Annotated in this window: 20 protein-coding genes and 7 pseudogenes; 10 read left to right on the top strand and 17 right to left on the bottom strand. The window is 57.3% G+C overall.

Translation table 11 applies throughout. From position 1 onward, the window contains the following. Positions 1-359 precede the first annotated feature (359 nt). The 3 genes and pseudogenes from RHE_RS35195 to RHE_RS30620 all read right to left on the bottom strand — a co-directional run. Positions 360-507: pseudogene (locus tag RHE_RS35195) on the bottom strand (IS5/IS1182 family transposase); the annotation flags it as partial. 86 nt (positions 508-593) lie between these two features. Further along, positions 594-710 (bottom strand): transposase, encoded by a 117-nt coding sequence (locus RHE_RS34000; RefSeq protein ID WP_008536526.1) that lies wholly within the window; start codon positions 708-710, stop codon positions 594-596. A gap of 32 nt (positions 711-742) precedes the next feature. Beyond that, positions 743-1,033 carry a hypothetical protein gene (locus RHE_RS30620; RefSeq protein WP_008536527.1) on the bottom strand — a complete coding sequence of 97 codons (291 nt, stop codon included), beginning with the start codon at positions 1,031-1,033 and terminating at the stop codon, positions 743-745. On the opposite strand from RHE_RS30620, the gene tnpA reads away from it, so the two are divergent. From tnpA to tnpC, 3 genes are all read left to right on the top strand, one after another. Then, on the top strand, positions 1,005-1,412 hold the full coding sequence (gene tnpA, locus RHE_RS35190; RefSeq protein ID WP_011053439.1) for an IS66-like element accessory protein TnpA: 408 nt from the start codon (positions 1,005-1,007) through the stop codon (positions 1,410-1,412). The genes RHE_RS30620 and tnpA overlap by 29 nt on opposite strands. Then, positions 1,409-1,759, top strand: coding sequence for an IS66 family insertion sequence element accessory protein TnpB (gene tnpB, locus RHE_RS30610; protein WP_016737501.1), 351 nt, complete (start codon positions 1,409-1,411; stop codon positions 1,757-1,759). The genes tnpA and tnpB overlap by 4 nt, the downstream gene beginning before the upstream one ends. Before the next feature lie 59 nt (positions 1,760-1,818). Then, positions 1,819-3,509, top strand: a protein-coding gene (gene tnpC / locus RHE_RS32700) for an IS66 family transposase (protein ID WP_244425855.1) whose coding sequence is annotated in 2 segments (ribosomal slippage) — positions 1,819-2,371 and positions 2,371-3,509 — 1,692 coding nt in all. Because the reading frame shifts where the segments join, the coding sequence is not laid out codon by codon here. Positions 3,510-4,184: 675 nt separating this feature from the next. Here the strand turns inward: tnpC and RHE_RS34780 are convergent. Continuing rightward, positions 4,185-5,330: pseudogene (locus tag RHE_RS34780) on the bottom strand (recombinase family protein); the annotation flags it as partial. Positions 5,331-5,706: 376 nt separating this feature from the next. Between RHE_RS34780 and RHE_RS32685 the strand changes: the two are divergent. From RHE_RS32685 to RHE_RS30570, 3 genes and pseudogenes are all read left to right on the top strand, one after another. Then, a pseudogene (locus RHE_RS32685) lies at positions 5,707-5,937 on the top strand (transposase domain-containing protein); the annotation flags it as partial. Continuing rightward, positions 5,937-6,237 (top strand): annotated as a pseudogene (locus RHE_RS30585) (hypothetical protein). The pseudogenes RHE_RS32685 and RHE_RS30585, both read left to right, overlap by 1 nt. A gap of 1,721 nt (positions 6,238-7,958) precedes the next feature. Beyond that, entirely contained in the window at positions 7,959-8,462 is a 504-nt protein-coding gene (locus tag RHE_RS30570) for a helix-turn-helix transcriptional regulator (RefSeq protein ID WP_010069248.1), read from the top strand. Positions 8,463-8,979: 517 nt separating this feature from the next. On the opposite strand, the pseudogene RHE_RS30565 reads toward RHE_RS30570, so the two are convergent. Next, positions 8,980-9,923, bottom strand: a pseudogene (locus tag RHE_RS30565) (IS481 family transposase). A gap of 442 nt (positions 9,924-10,365) precedes the next feature. Here RHE_RS30565 and RHE_RS32675 point away from each other — a divergent pair. The 4 genes and pseudogenes from RHE_RS32675 (at position 10,366) to hisC (ending at position 13,291) form a co-directional block, all read left to right on the top strand. Beyond that, positions 10,366-10,872 carry a helix-turn-helix domain-containing protein gene (locus tag RHE_RS32675; RefSeq protein WP_004671987.1) on the top strand — a complete coding sequence of 169 codons (507 nt, stop codon included), beginning with the start codon at positions 10,366-10,368 and terminating at the stop codon, positions 10,870-10,872. Between the two features lie 486 nt (positions 10,873-11,358). Then, positions 11,359-11,445, top strand: a pseudogene (locus tag RHE_RS34935) (adenylyl-sulfate kinase); the annotation flags it as partial. A gap of 39 nt (positions 11,446-11,484) precedes the next feature. Further along, positions 11,485-12,029 (top strand): annotated as a pseudogene (locus tag RHE_RS32670) (adenylyl-sulfate kinase); the annotation flags it as partial. Positions 12,030-12,187: 158 nt separating this feature from the next. Further along, complete coding sequence (hisC, locus tag RHE_RS30550; protein WP_008536542.1) at positions 12,188-13,291, top strand: histidinol-phosphate transaminase; 1,104 nt, start codon at positions 12,188-12,190, stop codon at positions 13,289-13,291. Between the two features lie 444 nt (positions 13,292-13,735). Here hisC and RHE_RS30545 read toward each other — a convergent pair whose 3' ends face one another. The 12 genes from RHE_RS30545 to nifS all read right to left on the bottom strand — a co-directional run bounded on the left by RHE_RS30545 (position 13,736) and on the right by nifS (position 24,844). Further along, positions 13,736-14,674 (bottom strand): SIR2 family NAD-dependent protein deacylase, encoded by a 939-nt coding sequence (locus RHE_RS30545; protein ID WP_008536543.1) that lies wholly within the window; start codon positions 14,672-14,674, stop codon positions 13,736-13,738. Between the two features lie 30 nt (positions 14,675-14,704). Continuing rightward, positions 14,705-14,917 (bottom strand): putative nitrogen fixation protein NifT, encoded by a 213-nt coding sequence (gene nifT, locus RHE_RS30540; RefSeq protein ID WP_004678514.1) that lies wholly within the window; start codon positions 14,915-14,917, stop codon positions 14,705-14,707. Positions 14,918-14,921: 4 nt separating this feature from the next. Continuing rightward, positions 14,922-15,239 carry a nitrogen fixation protein NifZ gene (locus tag RHE_RS30535; RefSeq protein WP_008536544.1) on the bottom strand — a complete coding sequence of 106 codons (318 nt, stop codon included), beginning with the start codon at positions 15,237-15,239 and terminating at the stop codon, positions 14,922-14,924. A 64-nt stretch (positions 15,240-15,303) separates the two neighbouring features. Further along, positions 15,304-15,510 (bottom strand): 4Fe-4S binding protein, encoded by a 207-nt coding sequence (locus tag RHE_RS30530; protein WP_008536545.1) that lies wholly within the window; start codon positions 15,508-15,510, stop codon positions 15,304-15,306. Positions 15,511-15,544: 34 nt separating this feature from the next. Next, the gene (gene nifB, locus RHE_RS30525; protein WP_011053432.1) at positions 15,545-17,023 is read right to left on the bottom strand and encodes a nitrogenase cofactor biosynthesis protein NifB; all 1,479 of its coding nucleotides are present in this window, start codon (positions 17,021-17,023) and stop codon (positions 15,545-15,547) included. A gap of 213 nt (positions 17,024-17,236) precedes the next feature. Next, entirely contained in the window at positions 17,237-18,925 is a 1,689-nt protein-coding gene (gene nifA, locus RHE_RS30520) for a nif-specific transcriptional activator NifA (protein WP_011053431.1), read from the bottom strand. Between the two features lie 220 nt (positions 18,926-19,145). Beyond that, the gene (locus tag RHE_RS30515; RefSeq protein WP_004678523.1) at positions 19,146-19,445 is read right to left on the bottom strand and encodes a ferredoxin family protein; all 300 of its coding nucleotides are present in this window, start codon (positions 19,443-19,445) and stop codon (positions 19,146-19,148) included. Positions 19,446-19,457: 12 nt separating this feature from the next. After that, positions 19,458-20,765: an FAD-binding protein gene (locus RHE_RS30510; protein WP_008536548.1), complete on the bottom strand. Its 1,308-nt coding sequence runs from the start codon at positions 20,763-20,765 to the stop codon at positions 19,458-19,460. 9 nt (positions 20,766-20,774) lie between these two features. Beyond that, positions 20,775-21,884: an electron transfer flavoprotein subunit alpha/FixB family protein gene (locus RHE_RS30505; protein ID WP_004678527.1), complete on the bottom strand. Its 1,110-nt coding sequence runs from the start codon at positions 21,882-21,884 to the stop codon at positions 20,775-20,777. 15 nt (positions 21,885-21,899) lie between these two features. Further along, on the bottom strand, positions 21,900-22,748 hold the full coding sequence (locus RHE_RS30500) for an electron transfer flavoprotein subunit beta/FixA family protein (protein ID WP_004678528.1): 849 nt from the start codon (positions 22,746-22,748) through the stop codon (positions 21,900-21,902). 176 nt (positions 22,749-22,924) lie between these two features. Further along, positions 22,925-23,308 (bottom strand): nitrogenase stabilizing/protective protein NifW, encoded by a 384-nt coding sequence (gene nifW, locus RHE_RS30495; RefSeq protein WP_004678534.1) that lies wholly within the window; start codon positions 23,306-23,308, stop codon positions 22,925-22,927. Between the two features lie 339 nt (positions 23,309-23,647). Next, positions 23,648-24,844, bottom strand: a complete 1,197-nt coding sequence (nifS, locus tag RHE_RS30490) for a cysteine desulfurase NifS (RefSeq protein ID WP_004678544.1) — start codon at positions 24,842-24,844, stop codon at positions 23,648-23,650. Positions 24,845-25,042: the final 198 nt, after the last annotated feature.

The raw sequence follows: 25,042 nt of genomic DNA, 5'->3' as shown, positions 1-25,042 counted from the left end.
GTGTTGGTCATCGTCGATAGTAGCCACTGGAGCTTGGACCGGAACCATTGCTGGCAGAGATCTGGGCTCCTACAAGCAATTGGTGTGCCACCAGATCATTGTTAGTGAATGTTTCAATGGCGACAGAAGGCGTCTTCCGGTGCTCACCGTGTGTCGGGAGTCGCGGATTGTGCCACTCCGCCTAGTATTTGAACAGCGTCAACCTTGCGAGCGATCCGTCCGAAGGCCAACCCAGCATTGGAGTGATCTGGGTTGAGGTCACAATGCACGTCGGCGCTTGCATCATGCCAGCCTGTCAATGTGCGCGATCGCACACGACTGTCAGCTTTGCGTCAATTACGATCGAACCGATGCTTTTGACGTTTCACGAGGTTACGCTGCCGATAGACCCAGCGTGAGAAGACGACTGAGCCTTCCAGTTGTTCTTCGGCGCGATGTTGCCGAAGCCTTACACTCGACCGGCTTGGCGAGGATTTCAGCGCTGCCGTAGCCCTTGTCGGCCGGCAGGAAACCGCTTCGAAAAGTCGGTCCCCTACCGCCTTTTGCTAGCGGACTAAAAGGGCGGAGCAGGTGGATCTATACAGCGCTTTCTTTCAAAGCCCTGGTTGCGCCTTGTGTTCGTCAGCGATCAGGAGCGCCTTCGGCTCCACATGCTTGGCGACGGCCGCCCATGCATCCTTGCCGTTCTCGTCCAGGATCACCCGCGTCACCGTTCTGTTCGGTGCATGGCGGTTGGCCTCCCTCAGCGCCAGAACTCACATACGCTTGCCGTTCTGATTTTCCTTCTTGCGCCCGTCCTTGCGCTCTTCCTTCTTGTCACCTTGCGGAGGACGCCGCCCACATACTTGCCGTCGATCTGCACCGTACCGTGCAGCTTGATCGCATCACGGCGAAGGTCGGCTGCCTCCCGGAGCTTCTGCAGCAGGAAGTAGGCGGTCTTGTACGTACCCATCCGGCGAAGGCCGTCTGTCCTGACTTGCTGATTGGCTTTAAGTCCATGCCTTATGTCATGCGCTACAATCATTTCCCCCATTGAGGTCTTGTCCGTCGACGATCTTGGTCGCCGACGGGATTGGTCGGACGAAGAGAAGGTTCGGATCGTCGAGGAAAGTCTACAAGGCTTTCGGAAAGGCTCGGTGACGGCGCGGCGATATGGATTGTCACGGTCATTGTTGACCCGTTGGCGTCGGGAATACCGTAGTGGTCTTCTGAGCAGTTCCGCTACAACGGGCTTCGTGCCACTTACGATTTCGCCACCGGCGGCGGCATCTTGCGAGGTAGCCTCACGGCCGCGATTTGAAGACGACATGACGATCGAGATCGGCCTGCCGAATGGCCGACGGCTGACGATCCCAGCCTCGCTTGATCCGACCATTCTTGCCCGCCTGTTGCCCGTCGTGGATGGGTCATGATCGCGTTTCCCGCGGGGGTAAAGGTGTGGATCGCGGGCGGGGTGACGGACATGCGTTGCGGCATGAACAGCCTGGCGCTGAAGGTTCAGCAAGGTCTTGGCCGCGATCCTCATGGCGGCGAAGTCTTCTGCTTCCGGGGTCGCAAGGGTGACCTGATCAAGGTCCTCTGGCATGACGGCGTCGGCATGTCGCTTTACCTGAAGCGGCTGGAAGCTGGAAAGTTCATCTGGCCGGTCAGCCAGAATGGCTCCGCCGTGCCTGTATCGTCGGCGCAGCTCGGCTATCTCCTGGAAGGGATCGACTGGCGCAACCCGCGCTGGACGCAGCGGCCTTCGAAGGCAGGCTGACCGCCTGCATTCCTCTGTTTTTGTTGGGCTTTCGGCATGCGGCATGGTAGCTTTCGGCCATGGATGATGCTGCTTCGGAGATAGCCAGACTGCGCGCCGCGCTTGCGGCATCGGAAGCGCGTGCCGCCTCTGCCGAGGCCGACCTCGCACAGGTGCGCGCGGTCGTGACGACGTCTGAGGCGATGATCCGGCATCTCAAGCTCGAGATCGCCAAGATACGTCGCGAGCAGTACGGCCAGAGCTCGGAGCGCCGCGCCCGGCTGATCGAGCAAATGGAATTGCAGCTCGAAGAACTTGAAGCCGACGCCACCGAAGACGAGATCGCTGCGGAACGCGTGGCGACGAGAATCACAAATGTCTCCGCTTTCGAACGCCGCCGGCCGGCCCGCAAGCCGTTTCCCGAGCACCTGCCGCGCGAGCGCCTGGTCATCGATGCCCCGTCGACCTGCACCTGCTGCGGCTCGCACCGCATCGTGAAGATGGGCGAAGACATCACCGAGACGCTGGAGATCATTCCGCGCCAGTGGAAGGTGATCCAGACGGTGCGCGAGAAGTTCACCTGCCGGGACTGCGAGAAGATCAGCCAGCCACCGGCCCCTTTCCATGCGACATGCGGGGATGGGCAGGACCGCACCTGCTGGCGACGATCCTGTTCGAGAAGTTCGGCCAACATCAGCCATTGAACCGCCAGGCTGAGCGCTACGCCAGGGAAGGCGTCGCTCTCAGTCTCTCCACACTGGCCGATCAGGTCGGAGCCTGCACGACGGCCCTGCAGCCGATCCATGACCTGATCCGTGCCCATGTTCTGGCCGCCGAGCGGCTGCATGGTGACGACACCACCGTGCCGCTTCTGGCCAGGGGAGCAACAAAGCAGGCGAGGCTCTGGACTTACGTCCGCGATGACCGCCCTTTCGCGGGCGGCGCGCCTCCCGCCGCACTCTTCCACTTCTCTCCCGATCGCGAGAAGACCCACCCCAACACGCATCTCGCCGGATGGCACGGCACCCTGCAAGCCGATGCCTATGGCGGCTACAACGACCTCTATCGTGCCGACCGCCGCCCCGCGCTGGTGATCAGCGCACTTTGCTGGAGCCACGCGCGGCGCAAATTCTTCGAACTCGCTGACATCGCCGGCAACGTGCGCAAGGGCAAACCTGCCCACGAGATATCGCCCGTCGCGCTTGAGGCCGTTGCCCGCATCGACGCGCTCTTCGACATCAAGCGCGGCATAAACGGAATGCCTGCCGAGGATAGGCTCGCAGCGAGGCTGCAACATGCTCGCCCGCTCGTCGAAGAACTGCACGATTGGCTCATGGCCCAGCGCGGGCAAATGTCGAAGCACAACCCCGTCGCCAAGGCGATCAACTACATGTTCGAGAAGGAGGGTCGCTGGGAAGCCTTCGCCCGGTTCCTCGACGACGGCAGACTGTGTCTGACGAACAATGCCGCCGAACGAGCCCTGCGCGGCGTTGCCGGACCTGAGTCATTGTGCACTCCCTCTTTAAGTATCTGTAAACATTGGAAGCGTCTCGGTGTCAGCAATGCGACACGGGCGGCCCTTTCGGGCTATCGCGGCTTGGACGGTTGCCGAAGTCAGATTGCTGGCCCGGATTTGATACGGCGCGCCGGGAACCACCTGCTCGGCAGACAACACGTTCGTCTTGATCAGGTGGCGTATTCGGTGGTTGGTCACGCCCAAAACCGCCGCCGCCTCTGTCATGGTCAGCCATTCGCCCTCTTTATCGGCTGATTTGTACGCGTGAATGGCCCGGACCCGCCTTACTGAAGCGACCCGGTGTGCAGTCCAGGTTTTTCCTTGCCCCGTGGGCATTCCCATTCGATTGAGCGACGCGGCGATATGTTCATCGGACCAGCGTCCTGCCATGCTCCGCATCACTGCCAAAGCATCTTCCGTTGTGGCGCACCCGTGTTCAACCGTCTGGGGCTTGCGAACCTTGAGCTCCGAATGCTGACCGCCTTTCCAATGGATGGTCAGCACCACGTCGCGCACCTCATCATCGACATCGACAACAATGTCGGCGATCAATGTACGTAGCAGTTGCTGGCGCACGCGCATGGTGACATCCGGCGACTCCCAGGCCGCCTGCAGATTGTCGGCGAGGTTTGCGAAAGTGCCTGGGTCAACTTCGATGGTTGAAGGACTTTCGGTAGGCCTGCGCACTTCCAGATCACGGACGCGGCGTAGCGCCGTTTCCCAATTCTTCTCAAGCTGTGCAGCTATCAGGCGGTTGTCGGGATCGCATGCCGCATAGCGGCGCTCGGCGAGGCTAGCCTCGTAGCGGGCCTGTTGTAGCTCCAGATCGTGAATGTGGCGCTGGTCTTCCTGTCGCTCCCGGTGCATCCGCTCTGCTTTAAAAGTCGCCTCGATCGCTAATGGTTCTACCGCGCGCAACAACTCGCGCGCAACCGCCGCATCGACCTTCGAGCCGCCGAACGTCATGCAACGGGGCAAGCCCATCATCAGGTTCTGTTTATAGCAGCGATAGACAGGATTTTGTGGATTTCCCGTATAGGCAACACTCAGTCGCCGTCCAGACCGTCCGCAGGTCAGGAGACCTGATAATAATGCTTTGCCGCCGCGGCCCGATTTAGTCCCACCCGATCGGCCATAATTATTGAGGGCCAGTTGCTGTTGGTTACGCTCGTATTCGCCCCAACTAATGTAACCTTCGTGATGGTCCCGGATCATCACCTCCCAGGTACCGACGGGCTTGCCGTGCCCGTAACTGCGCCGAGCCCATCCATCGACGATGGCAGTCCGCTTCTCGCTCTTCCCATAGACGTAAACGCCGGCGTAGAAGGGGTTTTTGAGGATGCCGATCACATTGCGATAACGTACTGGCATCCATACGAAGTTGGTCATGCGCCCTTCATCCGACGGCCGAGGGAAGTGAATGTGATCTTTCGTCATCGACAGCAGCACCTGACGCGCGCTTCCAAGGTCGTGGAAGCGGGCGAAGATGGATCGAATTACCTCTTGCAGACGCAGATCAGGATCGAGCCCAAGCCCGGCCTCCCGATGCCAAATGTAGCCGAACGGAACAGAAAGTCGCAGTTCGCCACGGCGCGCCTTCGACCTGGCGGCATCGAGCATCCGGGCTCTCAGCACGCCCAGTTCGAACTCGCTGATACTGCCCTTCATTCCCAGCAGCAGCCGATCGTTGGGTCGACATGGATTGTAGACGCCGTCATGGTCAATGACGCGGGCTTCGACCAGGCCGCACAGTTCGAGCAGGTGATGCCAGTCCCGACCGTTGCGCGCAAGCCGTGAAGCATCGAAGCAGAAAACGGCACCAACTTTGCCGGCGCACAGTAGGGCGACGAGACGATCGAAGCCCGGACGGGCGACGGTTCCGCTGGCAGAGCGCCCGAGGTCGTCGTCGATCACCTCGACGTGGCTGAAGCCGTGGTGTCGCGCAATGTCAACAAGATCATACTGCCGTCGCTGGCTTTCCAGATTGGTTATAACCTGCGACTGAGTGGATTGCCGCACATAAACGACGGCCTTGCGCGCGAGCAGCGCTGTCGGAATCAAATCAGTGATGGTCATCGTTGAGCTCCTCGAATATCAGGTCGAGCTGCCGGCCCGACGCCGGCACCAGCGTATTGCGGGATCTCATCATGGTCCTCCTGAGTGATTCTACGTCCACTTCGGAAGGGTGCCGCTTTGCTGCCGCCAGAGACCAGCCTGTTCAATTCGATTAGCGTCGCAAGATCGACGCGTGGCGTTCCCATGGTCATGCCGCGGCAGACCACGGGATCGATCATCCACCCTGAGATCGCGATGACGACACCTGTCGGCCCCAGAACCTTCAAAAACCGGCCTGTCGCTCGTTCTTCGACGCGACGAATGGAAACCTTCTGGCCAAAATATGGATGCCAGCGATAGTGAACCTCGACTTCATCGCCGACATGGGCAGAATGAACGGGGCATTGCTCTCGGAAGAAAGGCATGGCTATTCGCCGGTTCCCAGCGCGGAGGCGAGCGTGCTGCCTTCATGTATTCCCTAATCGTCACGGCAAAGACGAACGATATCGATCCGCAGGCCTGGTTGGCGGACGTGCTCGCCCGCATGCCTGGCATTCCCGTATCACGGCTGCCGGAACTGCTGCCGTGGAACTGGCCCGCCGGAAGCGCCCGGCAGATGGCGGCCTGATGGCGCGCCCGACGCATGTCTACACGATCAACTACGTCGCCACGCTGATTGGCGAGAACCTCGAACTCATCCAGGAGGTCGCCAGCAACTCCGACAACATCGACTATGGTGAGATGATCCATGCCCATGACGGCAGCGAAGAGGGCATCACGACCTTCACCGACCGGGGCATCGAAAGCTTGAAGGAGTTCCTCGCCGATATCCGCACCTGGGAAGGAGGTGTTCGGCAGTTCCTTGTCGACGAGCAATGCGATCGCGACAAGATTCGAACGCATCATGGCAGACGAGCCGAAATCATAAGTGCCGCGGCCTTCGCCGGATGGATACTCTTGTACTGGACGTTGACCTTGCGGCTCAGATGGAGCGCCGCCATGCCCTTGGCGGCCGTGATTCCTCCCAGATTGCCATGATGATCTTCTTGAATGAAAGCTTGCGGTCGGCGAAAACCGAAAATTCGGCGCGGCATTCCGGCTCCGAGCATCAGAACGACGACGCCGTACGGCGCCAGGCAGCCACAGCGAGGGCAATATGGCTTCCCGACGTTCTTGGGCCAACGGAAGTCGACGAACAGGCCGTAGGTGTCGTCCTCGGCTGCCCGAAGCCTCTCTCGGGTCAGGCCAGGCGCACTGGTCGTATTTCGAACCTCCGGTCTCCTGCGGAGAAAGCGTCGTAGGAATTCGGTCTCAGGATGGAATTCGCTCCTGCAGCATGTTCAGGCTTCCGGTCCATACGCGAGACATAAGCAGACAACTCCGTCGTAAGGACGGAAGCGAAAGGTCAGTGCTCTATTCGTATCGATTTGAACATGAAAGGACCCTTACCAGGAGAACGAAACCACGTTCAGGGGTTAGCACTTTCGTAAGGTTGTCAAACCCGTGCCCTTATATCGGGAGAAAATTCAATGTCTCAGAGCCAGACTACCCAGCGCAATCTATAATCCAGTTCAGTGAATGGGTCCAGATCGTGAGAGCTGTCTTCGGGTGACCGCGCCTCATGACGACTATTAACGACTCGTTCCCAACAATCGAACATCCGCAAGGTAGATTCACGTTCGAGCATCTTGTGCCTACCTCTGTATGCCTTACTGGGCAGGTAACATTGCCGTTTCAGGCCCTGTCCTGACCTCTGGCCTTAATGATCTTGTTGTTTATTACCTTTTCCCGAGCAGATCCGACGAACACAACGTAGAACTGGTGGTAAAAAGCGCTGATCAGAAAGAAATTAATTTCAGCCGCATCAAGCGAAGGTGTAACGTCTGCCAACTCGTAAAAAAGGCTCATTTCCAGCAAATAAGGGTGCCCTAGAAACAAAAAAGGCCCCCTCAAGGAGCCTTCCCATGGCGTTTCCGCCGAACGCGTGTGCCCTACCGTGGTGTACCGACCTCTAAGGGTGCACCTGCAACAGCGACCTTTCGGAAGCCTCGTTGTCTGCTGCTCACAAAGATATAACCCTCACGGTCGACTATTTCAAGCCCTTTGTGTGGATGCGATAAGGTGGCGGCTTCGTTTAGCAAAGTTCACGTTTGTGGCACTTGCTCCATGATGCCGGAATTTTCAGAGAGCATCGAACCTACACGCTAGCGGGAGCGGTAACCGATATGGGTTCTTGGCTGAGTGATTTCCAGCACGGCGGAGCTTTCCCAGCTAGCCAAATGGGATATCGTGGGACGGGGAAATGGATCGGTTTTCGAGGATTATGTCTTATCGTCCTCAACGAAGACCGCTTAGAAGATGTTGAGCATTGAATGTGAATTTTCGCTCAAACTCGACGCAACCTAGATGTTTCAGTGGCGGGTGCGGCCATAGCCGACTCATCTTTCATGGAACTGGGCCACCGGTCTAGCGAGACTGTTTTGAATGCATTCATGAAGCAATTTGGCTAAACTCTCAAATATTTGCTATAACGCAAAAAATGCCCAAAATGGGTATTTAAAACGGTTGTAGTGTGGCGATGACAAGTGGTTCAAATCGGTTCAGGTTGGCTCAAGCCTACAACGAGTGGCAGGAAAACAGGGACGTGCGGTGACGGAAGATCTAGCAAGCTACAGAAGTTCGAGAGGCCTCGTCAGCACCGCCGATCCGGAGGTTGACAAGGCGATCTATCGAAAGCCAGGTTTCGGCGGCGAAATTACATCGTTGGGTCACATGGAGGAATTGATCAGCGCGTTCCTGAAAAAGACACGCGAAGCGCAGGGCCTGTCTCGCGCAGACGTTGCTCCAATGCTTGGTCTGTCCATCCCTGTATACGGACGCTACGAGCGGGCATTTTCCAAAATGACTGTTACTCGGATGATCCATCTGTGTGAGATTCTTGGCTTCATGCCTATCGATATGATCTTTGAAGCTGCGCCACATCTTTGGGGCCGCACATCGGAGGAGGCCGAGGATTGTCTCACACTGGCGAGGATTCTTAGGAGACTTCCGAACGGCACGACGCGCGATCTTATTCGGCTCCTGCAGCGAATGATCCCCGATGACGACGAGAGCGACAGAGGTATCAGTGATGTAGCGGAGCCCGTGAAGTGAGCTGGGTTTGTCTATGACGCCCCGACCAGTAGTTAGCAGTATTGGTGATAGCTGTCGCAGCCGACGCGCTGTCGTCGGTGTGCAGACACCCGCAATCTCACAACTTAGTTTTTCACTCGAATTTCCGTCTGATCAACAATACGCGCCGATTGCGCAATTTTTCGATCTTTGGTTGGCGTTGATCTCGCTCGATGCTCGAGCGATTCGTCGGCGAGCGACGCCAAGTCTATTTGCATGCGCTTTGCTTCGACAGTAGGGTCTGTGTTAAACTCCCTCGTTGGGTTTTCCCGCTCAATGCCATGTGGGTATTCGAGCTGCCGGCGCGCATGCTTTGATTTCGATTGCTGAATCTAAGCCCGTCCTCTCCGCGCCTCCGTTCCATCGCGCCGATCCTTTTTGCCATTCGGCTCGGAAACAGCCTTTTGACATCACGATCAGGTTCCGCGAAAACGGGGTCGAGTCGCTGAGACTGGAAACGCTGTTCATGGCTGTCGCCGTTCAGAGGTAAGGGCATCGCCTAGGTGTTTAGTCCCGGCATTTGATGGATGGGGTCGATGATGAATCGATCCGGCTCCAAAGTCCATCGTCTACTGATGAACTCGTAAGGCGTAAGGCCCTTTAACGTCTTGAGCCGGCGCCCGAAATTGTAGGCGTCGATAAAGTCGGCCAGATGTTTTTTCAACTGCGCATGATCGTCGTAGTGGAAGCGCTTGACGGTCGCCTCCTTGATCGTTCGGTTCATCCGTTCGACCTGTCCGTTGGTCCAGGGATGCTTCACCTTGGTCAGGCGATGCTCGATGCTGTGATCGTCGCAGACCCAATCGAAGATGTGCTGGAAGGCATTTCGATCACAAGCTCGGTTGGTGAACTGAATGCCATTGTCGGTCAAAACGGTGTGAATGGTGTAGGGCACTGCCGCGATCAGATTGCGCAAGAACTGAGCGGCATTCATCTTGCCGGCTTTGGTGTAGAGTTCCGCGAACGCGAACTTGGATGTTCGGTCAATTGCGACAAAGAGATAGAGCTTGCCCTCAGCCGTCTGCACCTCGTCAATATCGATGTGGAAGTAAGCGATCGGATAGCTTTTGAACTTCTTCTTCGGCTCCTTGTCGCCTCTGACCTCCGGCAGACGTGAAATGCCGTGGCGCTGCAAACACCTGTGCAACGACGAACGCGTCAGATGTGAAATGGTCGGCTGAAGAGCGTAGAGGCAATCATCGAGCGGCAGCAACGTGTGCCGGCGGAAGGCGACGATAGCGGCCTCTTCTTCGAGGGAAAGGGTCGTCGAGTGCGGGTCCTTTGGGCCTGTAGGAAGGTCGACCAACGATGTCCGCTTCTTCCATTTCGCCACGGTTTTCTGGTTGATCCCGTATCGCTTCGAAAGCGTTTTCAGGCTCTCTTCACTATTGCTCGACGGATTGCCTCTGTCGTCGTGGCGCTCCCGTGTAGAACCTGGCCCATAGTGCTTCCCTCCATGCCAAGGAAAATATTGCACCATCAAATGCCGGAACCAAACACCAGAGCAGCCAGCGCGCGGAGCCGTGATTGGTCTGCCGTGAACCGAGAGCTCCACGTGCAGGACAAAAGGCCACCATGCCCGCACACGACGTCCCGGGAGCTAGACGAGGAAATGAAGCGACCGTTATCACCAAAATCACTGAGGGTCATAGCCAATTTGGCGCAAGTGGATAATCCTTGCGTGAAGCGATTTCGGTATGATCTATGTCTATGTACTTGCGATCACTTATATATTTTGGTGAACGATAGCTATCGGGTGAGGTCCGCGTGGCCCAAAATGCGCCAAATTAGATCGAAACGAAACATTGGTGGTTCCAAGCACATCACTTTCCGTATAAAGAGCTTTGGCGCATTTACCTCAGTCGGAGCAATGTCAGGACCACCATTGAAGCAATGGATTAATGAACTCGGTTTGCAACAAGTCGATGATCCAGGCATAGACAAGCCGGTCTATCGAAAACCTTTTGACGGACGGATTGCACTTAGCGCCGAACTCGAAAACTTGATCAGCATCAGCCTTCGCGAAGCCCGCGATAAGCGAAAACTCCCGCGCTCGAAACTGGCGCCCTTGCTTGGCATCACTAAGCAGGTCTACGGCCGGTACGAAAATGGAGTATCCCGCTTGACCGTGAGCCGACTGATTCATCTGTGTGAGGTTTTGGATGCCACTCCGGAAGAGATTATCGCCCCGGCGGCACCTTATCTTTGGGGCGAAACTGAAACCAAAGCGGTTCTGCTGCTGGCTACTATCGTGAAGTTGCGGACTTTCGATGAAGAGATCTTGCAAGATATTTTCAGCTTACTAAGCCGCATAGACGAGACCGGTAGCGATAGCGGCGATCGTGCCATGAAAGTCGCGTCTACCAGCGCCACTGCAGACGATCGCGAATAGGACGTAGATCGCTAGCTTCAATAAACAGAACGTGCGTCCCTGATGAAGTTCCATCAGAAACCGCGAAGGACTAGCTGGCGACCGTTCATCGCCACTCCGGGACATAGGTGGGTAAACCGGGGAGGGCGCAGTTGGGTCAACTGGTCCAACGCATCCCTGCTTTCGGCCGCTGGAGGGGACGCGCGGTCGTCTTTACGCCGCGAGTGCCAGGGAGGTCACGTCAAAGTCTAAGAAACCCGTATATTCGACATACAAAGCATCGATAATTCCATTCATACAATCCATTTTACCAATCTCCCGTGATGATGCATTAGGAATGATCTCAGACGCGAGTGACGGCGAAACATTTGACGATCCGGACTGGCTATAGCGCGAACCCGAGCAACGGCGCCGACATGCATCGGGGCGGCCACTGCTTCGATCGCACAGTGCGGGCTTCAAAAACAGCAGCAGGAAATACCAAAGGAGGTCTTTGCATGTTCTGAGGTGCGGTGGAAGCTGTGCTGGGAAAACGAGCTGGAACTCATCGACCACGTCGATCCTCCCGAGCTCTTTCGCAAAGCCCAAGGGCCGACCGGGGTCTTCAATTTCAGTGGCAGCCAAAGCTGGGCAAGGCGCGCCGACAACCTGCATTGGCAGGCGACCGACGCTGACAAGGGCGCGCGCGGCGATGAAGAGTCAGCAGCCAGCCGTCCTTTTGTTCACTGGACTTTCCGGCTCCGGCAAGTCGACAATCGCCAATGCGCTCGACCGGCTGCTGCATGCCCACGGGAAGCACACCTACATCCTCGACGGCGACAACGTGCGCCACGGGCTCAATCGCGACCTGGCTTCAATCAACCCGATCGCGTCGAGAACATCCGCCGCGTTGCCGAGGTCGCCGAGCTGATGGAGGAGGGGAGCTTATTGAAATCCTCGTCGACACGCCGCTTGAGGAATGCGCGCGACGCGATCCGAAGGGGCTTTATCGGAAGGCGCTCGCCGGCAAGATCGCCAATTTCACCGGCGTTTCCTCGCCGTACGAAATCCCTGAGGGCGCTGAATTACATCTCGAAACGGTTGGCCACGACCCTGCGGCGTTGGCGTTTGAGATCGAACAGTTCCTCGAAAGGCGAATGGAGCAAGTGACGCATGAGTGTGAGAGCGGGGAGGCTTGACCATTGGCGGCTTGAAGCGGCCGCGGCGGTCCTTGGCCTATTAACTACGCGGCGACCGTAGCAGCCCGCAGGCGGCCCGCGCCAACGTCCGATGTGGCTTCAACAGGAGACGGCCGATCACGCGCTCACGACTCGGCTTACTGAAACGGAGAAAAGATATGGCTGATGCAAAGCTGCAAGCCGTGCTTTCGGCTCTTTCGCCGATGGCGAGACAGCTAAATGCGCTACCCTCCAATCAACCGGGGCGAGATGCGAACTGCGTTAAACTAAACACGAATGAGAATCCGTTTCCGTTGCCGATGATGGTGTTGCAAAGTGCGCTGGCGGCCCTCGAACGGCATTATCTGTATCCCGAAGATGACAATCTGAGCTTGCGCGACGCAGCCGCCAGCGCGTATGGCCTCTCCCAGGATCAGGTGGTCGCCGGGAACGGCTCGTCGGAGCTGCTTGGGCTCATCTACAGAGCATTCCTCGACCCGGGAGATAGCGTTGCGATGATATCGCCAGGTTTTTCCTTTAACCGCAAACTGGCCAAGTTGCAGGGTGCCAGATTTCTCGAAATCGAATGGGGCGAGTCTTATTCTCTGCCAATCGAGCAGCTGCTTCTTGGTCCAGCAAAAGATGCAAAATTCATACTGCTGGCCAATCCGAACAATCCAACGGGAACATTCGTTCCGGTGGCTGAAATCGACCGCCTCGTCGCGCAATCGGACCAGTTGATAGTGGTGGATGAAGCGTATGTCGACTTTGCACCCGATGATGCCCTGCGCCTAGTCGATCGTCATCCAAACCTTCTAGTATTGAGAACACTTTCGAAAGGCTTTGCAGCCGCGGGAATTCGCGTCGGTTTCGGCTTTGGTCATCCCGAACTTATTGGGAGGCTACGCAACCTGCAAAATGTCTTTAACATGAACGTGATCGGCCATGCGGTGGGCATTAGTATCCTTTCGCACCGCGCCGACTACGACGAGAACCACAGATATATTAAACATGAAAGACACAGAACGACCACTGCCTTGTCTCAATTGGGCTTTTCTGTCATTCCCTCCCACACAAACTTTTTGCTAGCTCGGGTGCCACCCGGACGAGATGGCAAATGGTGGCAAGCGTCTTTGGATAGGCAGAACATACTTGTAGCCGTCTTTCCCGATGCCGGTTTGGAAAATTTTATCCGCGTCAGCATCGGCACCAGAACCCAAATGGACGCGTTCCTTTCAGCCGCCAGGGACATCATTTCTGGAAGTATGAAGACGCAGAGCTAGGCGGTTAGAATTATTGGCCACACTGCTTGTCACTTGGAAACACCAAGTATCGAAGTCCATATTGTGGGATAAAGATCACAAATAAGCGCAAGACCGTAAAGCGTGTGCCGTCTCGATCCCGTTGATTACGCGTGTTATTGGCGCACGAGTGGAGCACCCGGTGGCCGATGCGAGGCTTATTTCTGGCGATTCCGGCCGCGGCTCTGCCGCTGTATTGGGAATGGTTTAGGTTTCTTCATAATCGGTCCTTCGATTGACATTGAGTGAACAGTAATCTGCGGTCGTCGCCGATCTTCCGTCGATCACCTGCGACAGAACCTCGATCCGCTAAAGATCACGCTCGCTCATCGCCATTGATCCCACCCGCAATCCCCCACGCCAGCAAACGTGGGCAGTATGGCATTCGAACTTGGCAGAAACAGAACGTTTTCAATCTGCGGCACTCTAGCCGCTACAGAGATTCGAAGCGGAAGCCGTGCGGCCATGGTCACCATCCGCCTTGCTACCAAATGGTACAAGCAGAGCCGCGGCTTCGCCGATCGGCAGGTCGACCACCGTGATTCCGCTTGCTGCAAGGAAACGGCGCTCGTTTTTGGTAAGGCCTTCCGCATCAAGTACTGCAAAGTGGGGGCCGTGAGAGCGCTTGATGATCTGTCGAGCGTAGATCCGGAGCATCTGATCGTTGAAGCGGCAGCCAATGAAAAGAAAACCGCGATCTATACGCCGTTCTTTCACCATTCCAGGTATTGGCGTCTGGATATCGATTTCGGTTAGGACTTCCACGTAATCGGAATCGGACACCAGAAAGTTCGAAGCTGGTATAACACTGCCGTACGGCGCATAGAGGACCGTCTTTGGCGCTGAGACGCATTCGACGTCTCTCCCGGACAGATCGTAAGTTTTTGTCCAAATGTCGCCGCCGCCGTTTGCACGCGTGACGCCCTGAATCTCGACGACATCCGTTCGACCGGTCTTCGCGAAAGCCGCACGCATTGTCCCGTCGTACCAGCCGTCGACGATAAGGGAGAGCGGCAGCGTTGCGAGCCAGTCGTGGAGGGCGGTCGGCGCCACGGGTGCTCCAAATATTTCTGCCATCCAGGCCTGAAGCGTCCGGCGATGCCGTCGCTGTTCAATAAACTGCGCGACTGACCACATATTGCTGCGTATCCTGGAAGGGGCAGGTGTGCGTTCGTTGAGTGCCGCGGAGACGGCTTCCGGGGTGTCCGGTACAGGTGGTTCCGTGGATTGCAGCCGAAGGAGATCTGGACCGAGATAGGGAACGATCCGATCCGCAGCGAGCGCTTCCTGGAGCAGCCTAAGTCTTTTTTCGGCGTCACCGTTGCGAATGATCAGGAGACGGTCCGAGGTTAAAATTTTGTTCATGCTGGTTTCTCTTACCTCTCGTTTGCAGCATCAGTCCTCGTCAGGAATCTTCCTTGCGTGGACGGTGATCGGCAGAGGCGTATCCCGCGATAGCTTGGGCAAGACGAGTCTCCAGCCGTTCCTGAGAGTGATCGTGCCGCCCCACATGTCATCAGCCTCGACATCTACGATCGGCTCTTCGAGATCTTTCTTTGGTACGTAAGCCGACAAGCCGGCGCTCGTTCTGCGAATCATTATCTTCATGTCGCTATTCCTTCGTTGGGGGCCCCGCGATTTCAGCAGGGCCGCAAGCAGCGGCGTTGTCTAGACTCGTCAGTTCACGGGCACGCATGCCGACGATAGTGCCACGTTCGACCCATTCGACGGCATAGATGTAAAACTGCTGGAGAAAGGTGCCGATGTCGCGCACATAGCCTTCGTCGCCCTTCCGCACCAAATTTTCGCCAATTTTTTTGCCAGCATAGGTGCCGTCATTCTTTACGTGAAGTCTGGCCCGCACCCGCTCGCCGGGTGTAAATCGTGGAGGCCTGTGAATTTCGACCTCCTGTTCACGTCCAAGGCCCATGGGCATTCCTCCTTGCAGGATGTCATTGAAGGCTTCTCCGCAGGAGCCCCGACCATGCTGAAGGTCAAATCGCAGGTGCGGCGGGGACGCAGGTCTTCGGCACGGGGCAAACCTCCGCGCATTGCTGCGTTTCGAAGGTACCCTTGCATTCGGTGCATTTTTCCGGGTCGATAACGTAGATCTCACCTTTGAACCTGATCGCACCGGAGGGGCATTCGAACTCGCAGGCACCGCACTGGGTGCATTGGGACGCTATGATCCTGAAGGCCATTTTTAAACTCCTGAAGATGTCGGATTAAGAGCGCTCACGCCGTCGCCGCTTGTGGTTCGACGCCAAACTTGGCGGCGTAGAGGGTGCCGATGGCGGTCTCGATGTAGTCATAGCAATAAGCATCCGTTGCCCGAACCCCGGCCTCCATGAGCTTAGTCTTAGGGCACTCCCCGATCTTGGCGCATAGCACGACGTCAATACCGACCAGCGCAGTTATGATGCCGTCGAGGGTGGCTTCCTCGCCCCTGCCTCCGAGGCAATACTGTTCGATCTTGCGATGCCCGACGTAGGTGATGCCTCTCGACGAAGCTTCGTATACTTGGAACTCCTTCGCATGGCCGAAGTGCTCGTTGATGCGACCGCCACCCTTTGTCGCGACCGCGACGTGGAGGGACCCATCGCCGGCTGCTTTGACTGTCTCGATTGCCTCGCTCTTGGCGGTCGCGTGATCGCCGCGTTCGCGGGCGATCACTTCCCGATAGGCCTCGCGCTTACGGGCGTCATAGGTGATCTCTCCGGGAAGCTGGTCGAGTGCGAACTCCTGGCCCCGATCATCCCCAAGCAGGCCGACGGCATCGGCCCTACACTGCCGGCAATGGCGCATTAGCTTTGCGCCGCCTTCGAGACGATCCTGGAGCGCCTTCAATTCGAGCGCCCGCGGGCCGCGCTGTCCGGTCAAGCCGTAGTAGGTGCCATGGGCCGGATCGGAAATAAGCGGCATGACGTTGTGCAGGAACGCCCCCCGCTCCTTGACCCATTTATTTACCTCGACCAGGTGTTCGTCGTTGACACCAGGAATCATCACCGAATTGACTTTGGTGATGATGCCGCACGCGGTCAGCATCTCCAGGCCCACCATTTGCCGCTCGTGCAGAATTCTCGCAGCTTCGATGCCGGTGTAACGACGGTTGCGGTAAAAGATCCAGGGATAGATCTTTGCGCCGATTTCAGGGTCAACCATGTTGATCGTAATTGTCACGTGATCGACATTCATGTCGACAAGTTCGGCGACGTGATCCGGCAGCGCAAGCCCGTTGGTGGAGATGCACAGCTTGATGTCGTGGATCTCCCCCGCAACTCGTTCGAACGTTTCCTTTGTCTTCTTCCAGTCGTAACAGGCATCGCCCGGTCCGGCGACACCCAGCACGGAAAGCTGCGGCACTTCGTTGGCGACGGCAATGACCTTGCGCAGCGCCTGGTCTGGCGTCAACTTTTCCGAGACGACCCCAGGGCGGCTTTCGTTGGCGCAGTCATATTTACGATTGCAATAGTTGCACTGGATATTGCAGGCTGGTGCGACCGCGACATGCATGCGCGCGAAATAATGGTGAGCCTCTTCTGAATAGCAGGGGTGGTTTTTGATCTTCGCCCAGATAGCCTGGTCCACGTCGGCCGGTTTTGTGGACACGCCACATGACGAGGATGTGCAGCCACTCGGTTTCGCGGTCGCCAGCAATTGATCCAAGGATGTCGTGCTGGTCGCACTTTCAAGCGAAATCATCGGTGCGGACATTGAGTGCTCCGTTGCTAGTTGACGTCGCCTTTCAAAACGCAAAAGCCATGCCATCCCAAGGACGGGATTTGCTTTAAGAATTTGCATTTATTGCCCGATTCCGACCGTGTTCGGACACAGACTTGTCAAGCTTCCGACAGTCGACAAAAGAGTTGTCCGTAAGCCACCAAACCAGGCATTGGAGATCGAGAAGGTCCAACATCACCCAGGCGCTTAAAGCTTTTTCACCTCGATGCGATGCTGGCGTAGAGCATAGCCGACCTGACGAGGCGTAAGGCCGAGAATACGAGCCGCTTTGGCCTGAACCCATCCGGCCTTTTCCATCGCCTCGATCAACCGGTCCCGTTGCGTGAGGCGCGACTCCATTGCGGGACAACCGGAACCGTGCGGATCACAAGCCTTGACGGAAGATACCTCGTCCGACGCACCGATGCTCCCGCCCGAGCGCGGCGATGAAGTCGGCATCACATTGCTCCGGGCATGCCCATCGACGGTGATGCCGCCGGGCGACCCGTCGGTTTTCCAGAGGAGCGACGAAAGGCACTGGCTGTTCTTGCAGGCAAAATCAGACGAAACGATCGAGCTTGAACGCGCAAGGGTGGCAGTCCTTCGCACGCAGTTTTCGAGTTCCCGGACGTTACCTGGGAAATAGCATTGCGACATCACCTCGATCGCCGACGACGAAAACGTCAGCTCGCGTTGGTTCTCCTTGTTGAATCGGTCAAGAAGAGCGTTCGCAAGGCGTGGAATATCGCCGGGTCGCTCTCGAAGCGGCGGCAGGACAATTGGAACTACGCTGATGCGGTAATACAGGTCGGCCCTGAATTCGGCGTTTGCAACAGCCATCTCGAGGTTCTTATTCGTGGCGCATATGAGCCGGACGTCGACCGCAAGCGTCTTGGTTCCGCCCACCCTCTCCAGTTCGCCTTCCTGCAGGACGCGCAGCAGTTTGGCTTGAAAGGCGGGCGAAATCTCGCCAATCTCGTCAAGCAGAAGCGTTCCGCCATTTGCCAGTTCGAAGCGTCCGGCGCGCTGCGCGATGGCCCCGGTGAAAGCCCCTTTTTCATGCCCAAACAGCTCCGATTCCAGGACGCCTTCGGGCAGCGCGGCGCAGTTCAATTTGACGAACGGCTTGTTTTTACGAGGGGAAAGTTCATGGATCGCCTGTGCAAAAAATTCCTTGCCGGTGCCGCTTTCGCCCCGCAGAAGCACGGTGGAATTCGTCCTCGCCACCACCGAGACGGTTTCAACCACCTGCTGGAGAGCCGGGCTATCCCCGATAATCCCGTCGATTTTGACGGGTGGATGTCGGCCCGGCGCGCCCCTTTGCGCGATGATCGGCTTCTCCGGTCTCTCTTGTTCGCCGATAGGTCGCCGACCCTCCAGGTTCAGGAAACGATGAAGCCTGATCGTCCGACTGACCAGATTGGCGACCATGGTCAGAAAGCGAACGTCCTCGTCGGCGGGGAAGGGGGCGGCGTCGTTCCTGACGCGATCGATCGATATTGTGCCAAGTATTTTATTATCGGCTTTTACCGGAACGCCAATAAAAGAAATTGGGACGGTGCCGCTGCTCCAAGGCGGTTGCGGCTCAGCCTGAAATAATTCGGACTTGCTGACATCCTTTACGATTAAGGGCATACCGGTCGTCGCGATATGGTCGATTACGGCCTTAGGTATAACGCCTCGAGCGGCTGATTGAGAGGATGGGGGGATGTCGCCAGTTGCGGCAATCTCGGGCTGACCTTCAGCGTCTAGAACAACGATTGCTCCGCATCGAATCTGCAGAAAGGAAGAGAGGACGTTCACGACGTTGGCAAGCGTAATCTCTAGCCGGGCGGGGGCAGTCAGTACCTTTGATATCTCGTAGATTCCGCTGCGCTGCGTGCCCGCTTGGCGCATAGGTCCAGCAGGTAGCGCAGATAGGGGTTCCGCTCCATCGACCGGTCGGGCGGGCATGTGGGTCATTATATGGCCTTGGGTTGTCTAACGTTTCTTATCACCCTTGCTTGCATGTATATAGAGTAATTTCTAATACCAATCTGCAACGCGCACCTCTGCAAGTTTCCGATGCGCCCGTCTGCAAACCCAAGTTGGTTCTGAATCGTGGAGTTGCAAACCTTTATCCGAACTTGAAGAGAACGCCGAAACCGCCTCTCGGATAGTTCCACTCGATATCTCCACTTGCCTCGCAGAGTACGCGGCACGTGCCGCACTCCATGCACCCGTCGGCGATAACCTCCACTTGGCCCTGGTCATTCAATTCGTAGCACTTGGCCGGACAGACACTTGTGAGGGCATACAGATTTACGCTTGGCCAATCGTGTGGACGCACCCTAATATGCGGGCGTCCGGCATCGACCACGTATCGATTTTGGTAAAGCTTGTCCTCTACGCGTATGTTCGTCACTGCAACCGTCATCTCATCTCTCCTTTATCGCCACGCGCGCGCCAAGCGAACCGCGTCACCAAACAGCCCCCAGCGGGAGCGTGCCTTGATGAAGGTGCCCGTGGTCGCCCGTTCCTTGTCGATCTTCGGGGTGCCATCGACTCGCACAAAGTTCTGTGCGGCCTGCGACAGCAACCTTGGATAAGTCGTGAAGAAATTGCGGGAATTGGTGTGCAGCAGGGCAGGCATGTCCTTGTATTTCCGCAAGTCTTTGATAACGAACGACTTTTCAAGCATCGACTTGTAAAGGGAGAGGTTCTCCTTGACCATCGGCTTTTTGCGATTCTTGATCTGGACGATTGCTTCGCCGGCGATGCGCCCCGACGTCATGGCGAGGTTGGACCCCTCGCGGTGCACCGCATTATTAAGTTGTGCCGCGTCGCCGACGACGACCCAGCCGTCACCAAAAAGCTGCGGAATTGCCTTGTAACCACCTTCTGGAATGAGATGCGCCGCATATTCCTTGACTTCCGCTCCTGCGATCAGCGGCTTTACCGACGGATGGCTTTTGAATTTTTCGAGCAGATCATAAGGACTTTCCATTGTTGCCGCGAATTCGGAGACAAGGCAGCCAATGCCGATCGAGATCGATTCTTTGTTGGTGTAGAGGAAGGCAAGCCCGGCCATGTTGCGAGAGATCGTGCCAACTGCCTCGATGACGCAGCCTTCATTGGCCTGGAGGCCGAACCGCTGGTCAATTACCTCTTCGGCCAGGAAATGCATTTCCTTGACGGCGAGCGCGACAGTTTCCGGTTTTGGCGTGTCACGCAATCCAGCACGCGTGCCGAGCAGCCCATTGACGCCCTCTGCGAGAACGACCACGTCAGCAAGAATCACGTCGCCGGCGCGGTCGGTGCGAACGCCAATCACCTTGCCCTTTGGATCACGAACGAGTTCCGTCACGGTCGTCTCGCATAGAAGCGTCGCTCCGGCCTCGCGCACCTTGCGTGAAAACCATTTGTCGAATTGGGCGCGAATGACCGTGTAGCGATTGTGTCTCGACTCGTTGAAGTCGTCCGACCGGTATTGCATACCGATGTGGGACGAGTCGTCCATCATCCAGAAGCGCTGCTCGACTAAGTGCCGCTCCAGAGGCGCATCATCCCGGAAATCCGGCAGGATTTTCTCCAGCATGTCCGCGTACATGATGGCGCCCTGCACATTCTTGGAGCCCGGATACTCGCCACGCTCCAACTGCAGCACCTTCATGCCGCGGTTCGACATCGTGTAAGCAGCTGCGTTTCCGGCCATGCCGGCCCCGATAACTATGGCGTCGAAGTTTTCCTCAGTCATGGGGCGCCCTCAGTTTGCAAGCTTATCGCGACTGTGCGGCGACAGTCGATGGGTGAAGAGTTCCGTTAATGACGGCAGTAAACGGATCGCATCGGTGACGACGCCGAGGTGGGCGAAATCAAAAATCGGCGCGTTAGGATCGGTGTTAATGGCTAAAATAAGATCAGCTCCCTCGACGCCAACGCGATGCTGGATGGCGCCGGAAATGCCGGCTGCTATGTAAAGCTTCGGCCGGATAGTTTTGCCAGTTTGGCCGATCTGCCGATCAGCAGGCATCCAGCCCTTTTGGACGAGGGGGCGCGAACAGCCATAATCGGCCCCGATCGTCCGCGCGAGTTTCTTCATAAGCTTCACGTTCTCCACCGCGCCGAGACCGAGGCCTCCAGCAACCACGACGTCCGCATAGGCGAGATTCGCCGTCGCCGACTGGCCATCGGACAAGAAACCGAGGACCTTAGTGACGATCTCTTCCTCGATCATCGACACTTTGTGTTGAATGACGCGTCCGATCTTATTATTCCCGCGCGGAGGCATGGCCATGACCCTCGGCCGGACCGTTGCCATCTGCGGCCGGCAGTTGAGCGTGTAGATCGTGCAAAGCAAGGAGCCGCCGAAAGTCGGCCGGGTCGCCGCAAGCGAGCCGTCCGCATCCACATCAAGTTCGGTGCAATCCGCCGTGAGCCCTGTCAACAAGGTCGTCGCCACGGAACCGGCAAGGTCGCGCCCGAGCGTCGTTGCCCCTAAAAGAAGGATTTCCGGTTTGTAGTTAGTAACCAGATCCGTCAATGCTTTGGTGAAAGGCTCATTTCGGTAGTCGGCGAGCAGTGGGGCCTCGACGAGGTAGGCCAGGTCGGCGCCATAAGCAAAAGCCTCGGCGATGGCAAACCACGTGGCCTCTCCCGGTGGTCCGAGAACGACGCCGGCAAGCTGGACGCCCAGCTTGTCGGCGAGCTTGCGGCCTTCGCCGAGCAGCTCGAAGGAGACGGGATGCACCTGATCGCGCTCCAGCTCGATGAAGACCCAAACGTGCCGATGGTCCTTAAACTGATCGGGCAGCTCTTTCTTCATGGCGGCACGGCCAGCGGCTGGAGGAGGGCTCTCTCGATTCGTGCTCAACATCGTCGCTCCTTGCCTTCATTCGCCGTCAAAGGCGAGTTCGCTTTCGAGCGCCGGCTGGCGCAAAAAGATCCCAGCGATCAACTCCTCCGCGAGATCGCGCGGTGTTTTTTCCGCGGTGTCGATCTGCTCCGCCTTTTCCGCCCGCTCAGGAGGGGCAAAGACCCTCTTAACGACGGTTGGCGAGCCACGCAGGCCGCACTTGGTGAGGTCCTCTATGCCAGCGTCGGCCGCATTCCACTTCACGATCTGGCTGCGCGCGGCCCGTAGCGCGTCATCGAGCGAGCCGCGGCGGATTTCGTTTGTGCCTTCGAGCATTGTAATTAGGCAAGGGAGCTTGCTCATCAGCGTCTGCGTGCCCCCTTCCGAGCGGCGCTCCACCGTAATCTCGCGCCCATTGATGTCGACAGAGACGATTTTGGCAACGTAGGTGAGCTGCAGGAGGTCGAGGCGCTTGGCGATGCCAGGCCCAACCTGGGCGGTATCGCCGTCGATGGTCTGTTTGCCCGTAAAGACGATATCGGGCGTACCGAAGGCCTCTCCGATCTTCGCGATGGCTCGCGAAAGAGCAAACGAGGTCGCCAGAGTGTCGGAGCCGGCAAAATGACGGTCGGTCAAGAGTACGGCGCGGTCGGCGCCGTAGGTGAGCGCCTTGCGCAACGCGTCCTCTGCCATGGGCGGCCCCATGGTGAGCACGGTCACCTCGCCGCCATGGCGGTCGCGCAACTGGAGCGCCTCTTCAAGGGCGAACAGATCATAGGGGTTGATGATGGTTGGCACCCCCTGACGCATGATTGTGTTCGTCACCGGATGCACTCGTATTTGTGCGGAGTCCGGTACCTGTTTGATACAGATAACTATGTGCATGGCGGTTTCTTACTCCCTCCCTCTATGGGTGGCGGGCTTGTCAGTACACATGCTTGCGTGCATCATTCGTGCCAACCGTTTGGCGTTCTCTATCACATTGAAATGGCTTCGATTCCGACGTTGCTAGCATATGACTGAATTGTAAGCTTCCCGACATTGTCGTGTCGCAACCGTGCTCACTTCTTTTCGAACGGCTTCAGGAAAGAGTCTAACGGGACAACGGTGCGGCCGGGTGTGACAGGTCTGTTCGGATTGTGGTCCTTGAGCACCTTGAAGACCCGGTGCGAGAGCGGCGCGGAGGTCGCGAAATCACAGTAGGCCCTTTCCAGTATGGCACGGGCACGAGCAGCGATTACCCGGTCTGGGAGATGGGAGAAGTCCTCTGCCGCGAGGTATTGGCCCATACGCTTCATGATATGGAGTCGTGAGACATCGAGAACCTTCGGGTCATAGGGGACCCCTAGGGCTTCGAAGAACTCCTCCGCAGCCGAGAGAGATTTCAGCCGATTGAGGATGTCTTTGACATCGACGGGACTGCTGTCAGCGGAGCAACGGCACATAAGATTCCCCCTGGTCGTGAGCGGTGATCGCGAGATCGTTCTCCCGTAGCTTAAGCTGCAACGTACGGAATGCGTGGTTCGACGCGGCTAGGCGCAAGGCAGTCGCGTTGCAACTGGAGTCGGCATAGGCTGATGGTCGGATGCGATCCACCGATGGTGTCGAGAGATTGATTAAGATGATATGGCGCTGGGCCCCCTCCATGAACACGCATGGGCGGTGAACCGGCGATCTATGTGACTGAGAGCCCCGGCTTTTACCTGATCGTTCATACGATGCCGGTGCCGTCATGCAGGTCGTATCGGTGAAAAGGAATTGCCGTTTCATGAGCGTGCCTGCTCCTACTCCCCTGAACGAACCCGGCTGCTCGTGTCGGCCACGTGGCCGGAACGGGATTGGCTCCGGAGCCTTTCAACGATGCCCGGTAAAACTTCGAGCACCCGGTCGACATCCTCGTCACAGTTATCGCGCGAGAACGAGAAGCGGATTGTTCCGTGCGCCATAGCATGAGGGATATCCATTGCCCTCAAGACATGGCTCGGCTCCAGCGAACCGGAGGAGCAAGCAGAGCCGGAAGAGCAGGCGATGCCATAGCGGTTGAGAAGAAGGAGCATACTGTCTCCTTCGACACGTTGAAAGGCGATGTTCGCCGTGTTCGGCAACCTCTTAAGCCTATCGCCGGTTACGAAGGCGCCTGGAACACGCTGGACAATGCCGTTCTCCAATCGATCTCGGAGCGACTTTAATCGGGTGCTCTCGTCGTCTATTGATTTCAGGGCGAGTTCGGCAGCCTTGCCTAAACCGACAATCCCGGCCGTATTTTCTGTCCCTGCGCGTCGGTCGCGCTCCTGATGACCTCCCTTGATCAGTGAGGAGAAAGATAAGCCCCGCCTGAGATAGAGTGCACCAATGCCTTTTGGTCCATGGAATTTGTGTCCGGACAACGAAAGCATGTCGATTGCAGTAGGTTGGAGGTCCATTGGAACCTTGCCGACCGCCTGGACCGCGTCGGTGTGGAAAAGTGCACCGATTCTCTTGGCCATCTCGGCAAGCTTAGCGACCGGGAAAATGGTTCCCGTCTCGTTGTTCGCCCACATGATCGAAGCAATCGCTACACGATGAGTGAGGGCGGTCTCATAGGCGTCAAGATCGAGACGTCCATGTCGATCCACTGGGATCCTGTGTACCTTAATGCCGCGCGTCTTCTCCAGATGGCCGCAGAGTGTCAGCACCGCTGAATGCTCGACTGCGGAAGTCACGATCTCTGTGCGCTCAGGCATCACCTCCAGCGCCGAAAGGATCGCCGCATTGTCGCTTTCCGTCCCCCCCGAGGTGAACACGATCTCATGATCGAACTCGGCGCCGATCAGCGCTTGCAATTGCCGGCGCGCCTTCCTCACCGCCTCGCGGATGGAGGAGCCAAAAGCGTGCGTCGACGAAGGGTTTCCAAACTGATCCGCAAAGAACGGCAGCATGGCTTCAACCACTTCAGGATCGACTCTGGTCGTTGCATTATTGTCGAGATAGATCGCTCTCATGGGTGGATCTCGACTGAGGGGAAGCGGTGACAATGCTGCGGCGTCTTGCACATGCTGTTGTTTGCTAACCTCGGGCAAGCAGCGCGGGGTGGAGTCGTGCGATGGCGCGTCACGCGATCTTGTTGGCATCGATAACGTCGCATCGCCGCCATCAGTAGGAAGGGAAGAACGTTGTGCGCTCGCGCCTTTTCCAACGGT

The organism is Rhizobium etli CFN 42 (assembly GCF_000092045.1).
Lineage (GTDB): Bacteria > Pseudomonadota > Alphaproteobacteria > Rhizobiales > Rhizobiaceae > Rhizobium > Rhizobium etli.
This window is presented reverse-complemented; position numbering and strand designations above follow the sequence as displayed.

Coding starts and splice junctions, on each gene's coding strand:
- tnpA (WP_011053439.1), top strand. CDS start 1,005: ATGTCATGCGCTACAATCATTTCCCCCATTGAGGTCTTGTCCGTCGAC.
- RHE_RS30620 (WP_008536527.1), bottom strand. CDS start 1,033: ATGGGGGAAATGATTGTAGCGCATGACATAAGGCATGGACTTAAAGCC.
- tnpB (WP_016737501.1), top strand. CDS start 1,409: ATGATCGCGTTTCCCGCGGGGGTAAAGGTGTGGATCGCGGGCGGGGTG.
- hisC (WP_008536542.1), top strand. CDS start 12,188: ATGGCTGATGCAAAGCTGCAAGCCGTGCTTTCGGCTCTTTCGCCGATG.
- RHE_RS30545 (WP_008536543.1), bottom strand. CDS start 14,674: ATGAACAAAATTTTAACCTCGGACCGTCTCCTGATCATTCGCAACGGT.
- nifT (WP_004678514.1), bottom strand. CDS start 14,917: ATGAAGATAATGATTCGCAGAACGAGCGCCGGCTTGTCGGCTTACGTA.
- RHE_RS30535 (WP_008536544.1), bottom strand. CDS start 15,239: ATGGGCCTTGGACGTGAACAGGAGGTCGAAATTCACAGGCCTCCACGA.
- RHE_RS30530 (WP_008536545.1), bottom strand. CDS start 15,510: ATGGCCTTCAGGATCATAGCGTCCCAATGCACCCAGTGCGGTGCCTGC.
- nifB (WP_011053432.1), bottom strand. CDS start 17,023: ATGTCCGCACCGATGATTTCGCTTGAAAGTGCGACCAGCACGACATCC.
- nifA (WP_011053431.1), bottom strand. CDS start 18,925: ATGCGCCAAGCGGGCACGCAGCGCAGCGGAATCTACGAGATATCAAAG.
- RHE_RS30515 (WP_004678523.1), bottom strand. CDS start 19,445: ATGACGGTTGCAGTGACGAACATACGCGTAGAGGACAAGCTTTACCAA.
- RHE_RS30510 (WP_008536548.1), bottom strand. CDS start 20,765: ATGACTGAGGAAAACTTCGACGCCATAGTTATCGGGGCCGGCATGGCC.
- RHE_RS30505 (WP_004678527.1), bottom strand. CDS start 21,884: ATGTTGAGCACGAATCGAGAGAGCCCTCCTCCAGCCGCTGGCCGTGCC.
- RHE_RS30500 (WP_004678528.1), bottom strand. CDS start 22,748: ATGCACATAGTTATCTGTATCAAACAGGTACCGGACTCCGCACAAATA.
- nifW (WP_004678534.1), bottom strand. CDS start 23,308: ATGTGCCGTTGCTCCGCTGACAGCAGTCCCGTCGATGTCAAAGACATC.
- nifS (WP_004678544.1), bottom strand. CDS start 24,844: ATGAGAGCGATCTATCTCGACAATAATGCAACGACCAGAGTCGATCCT.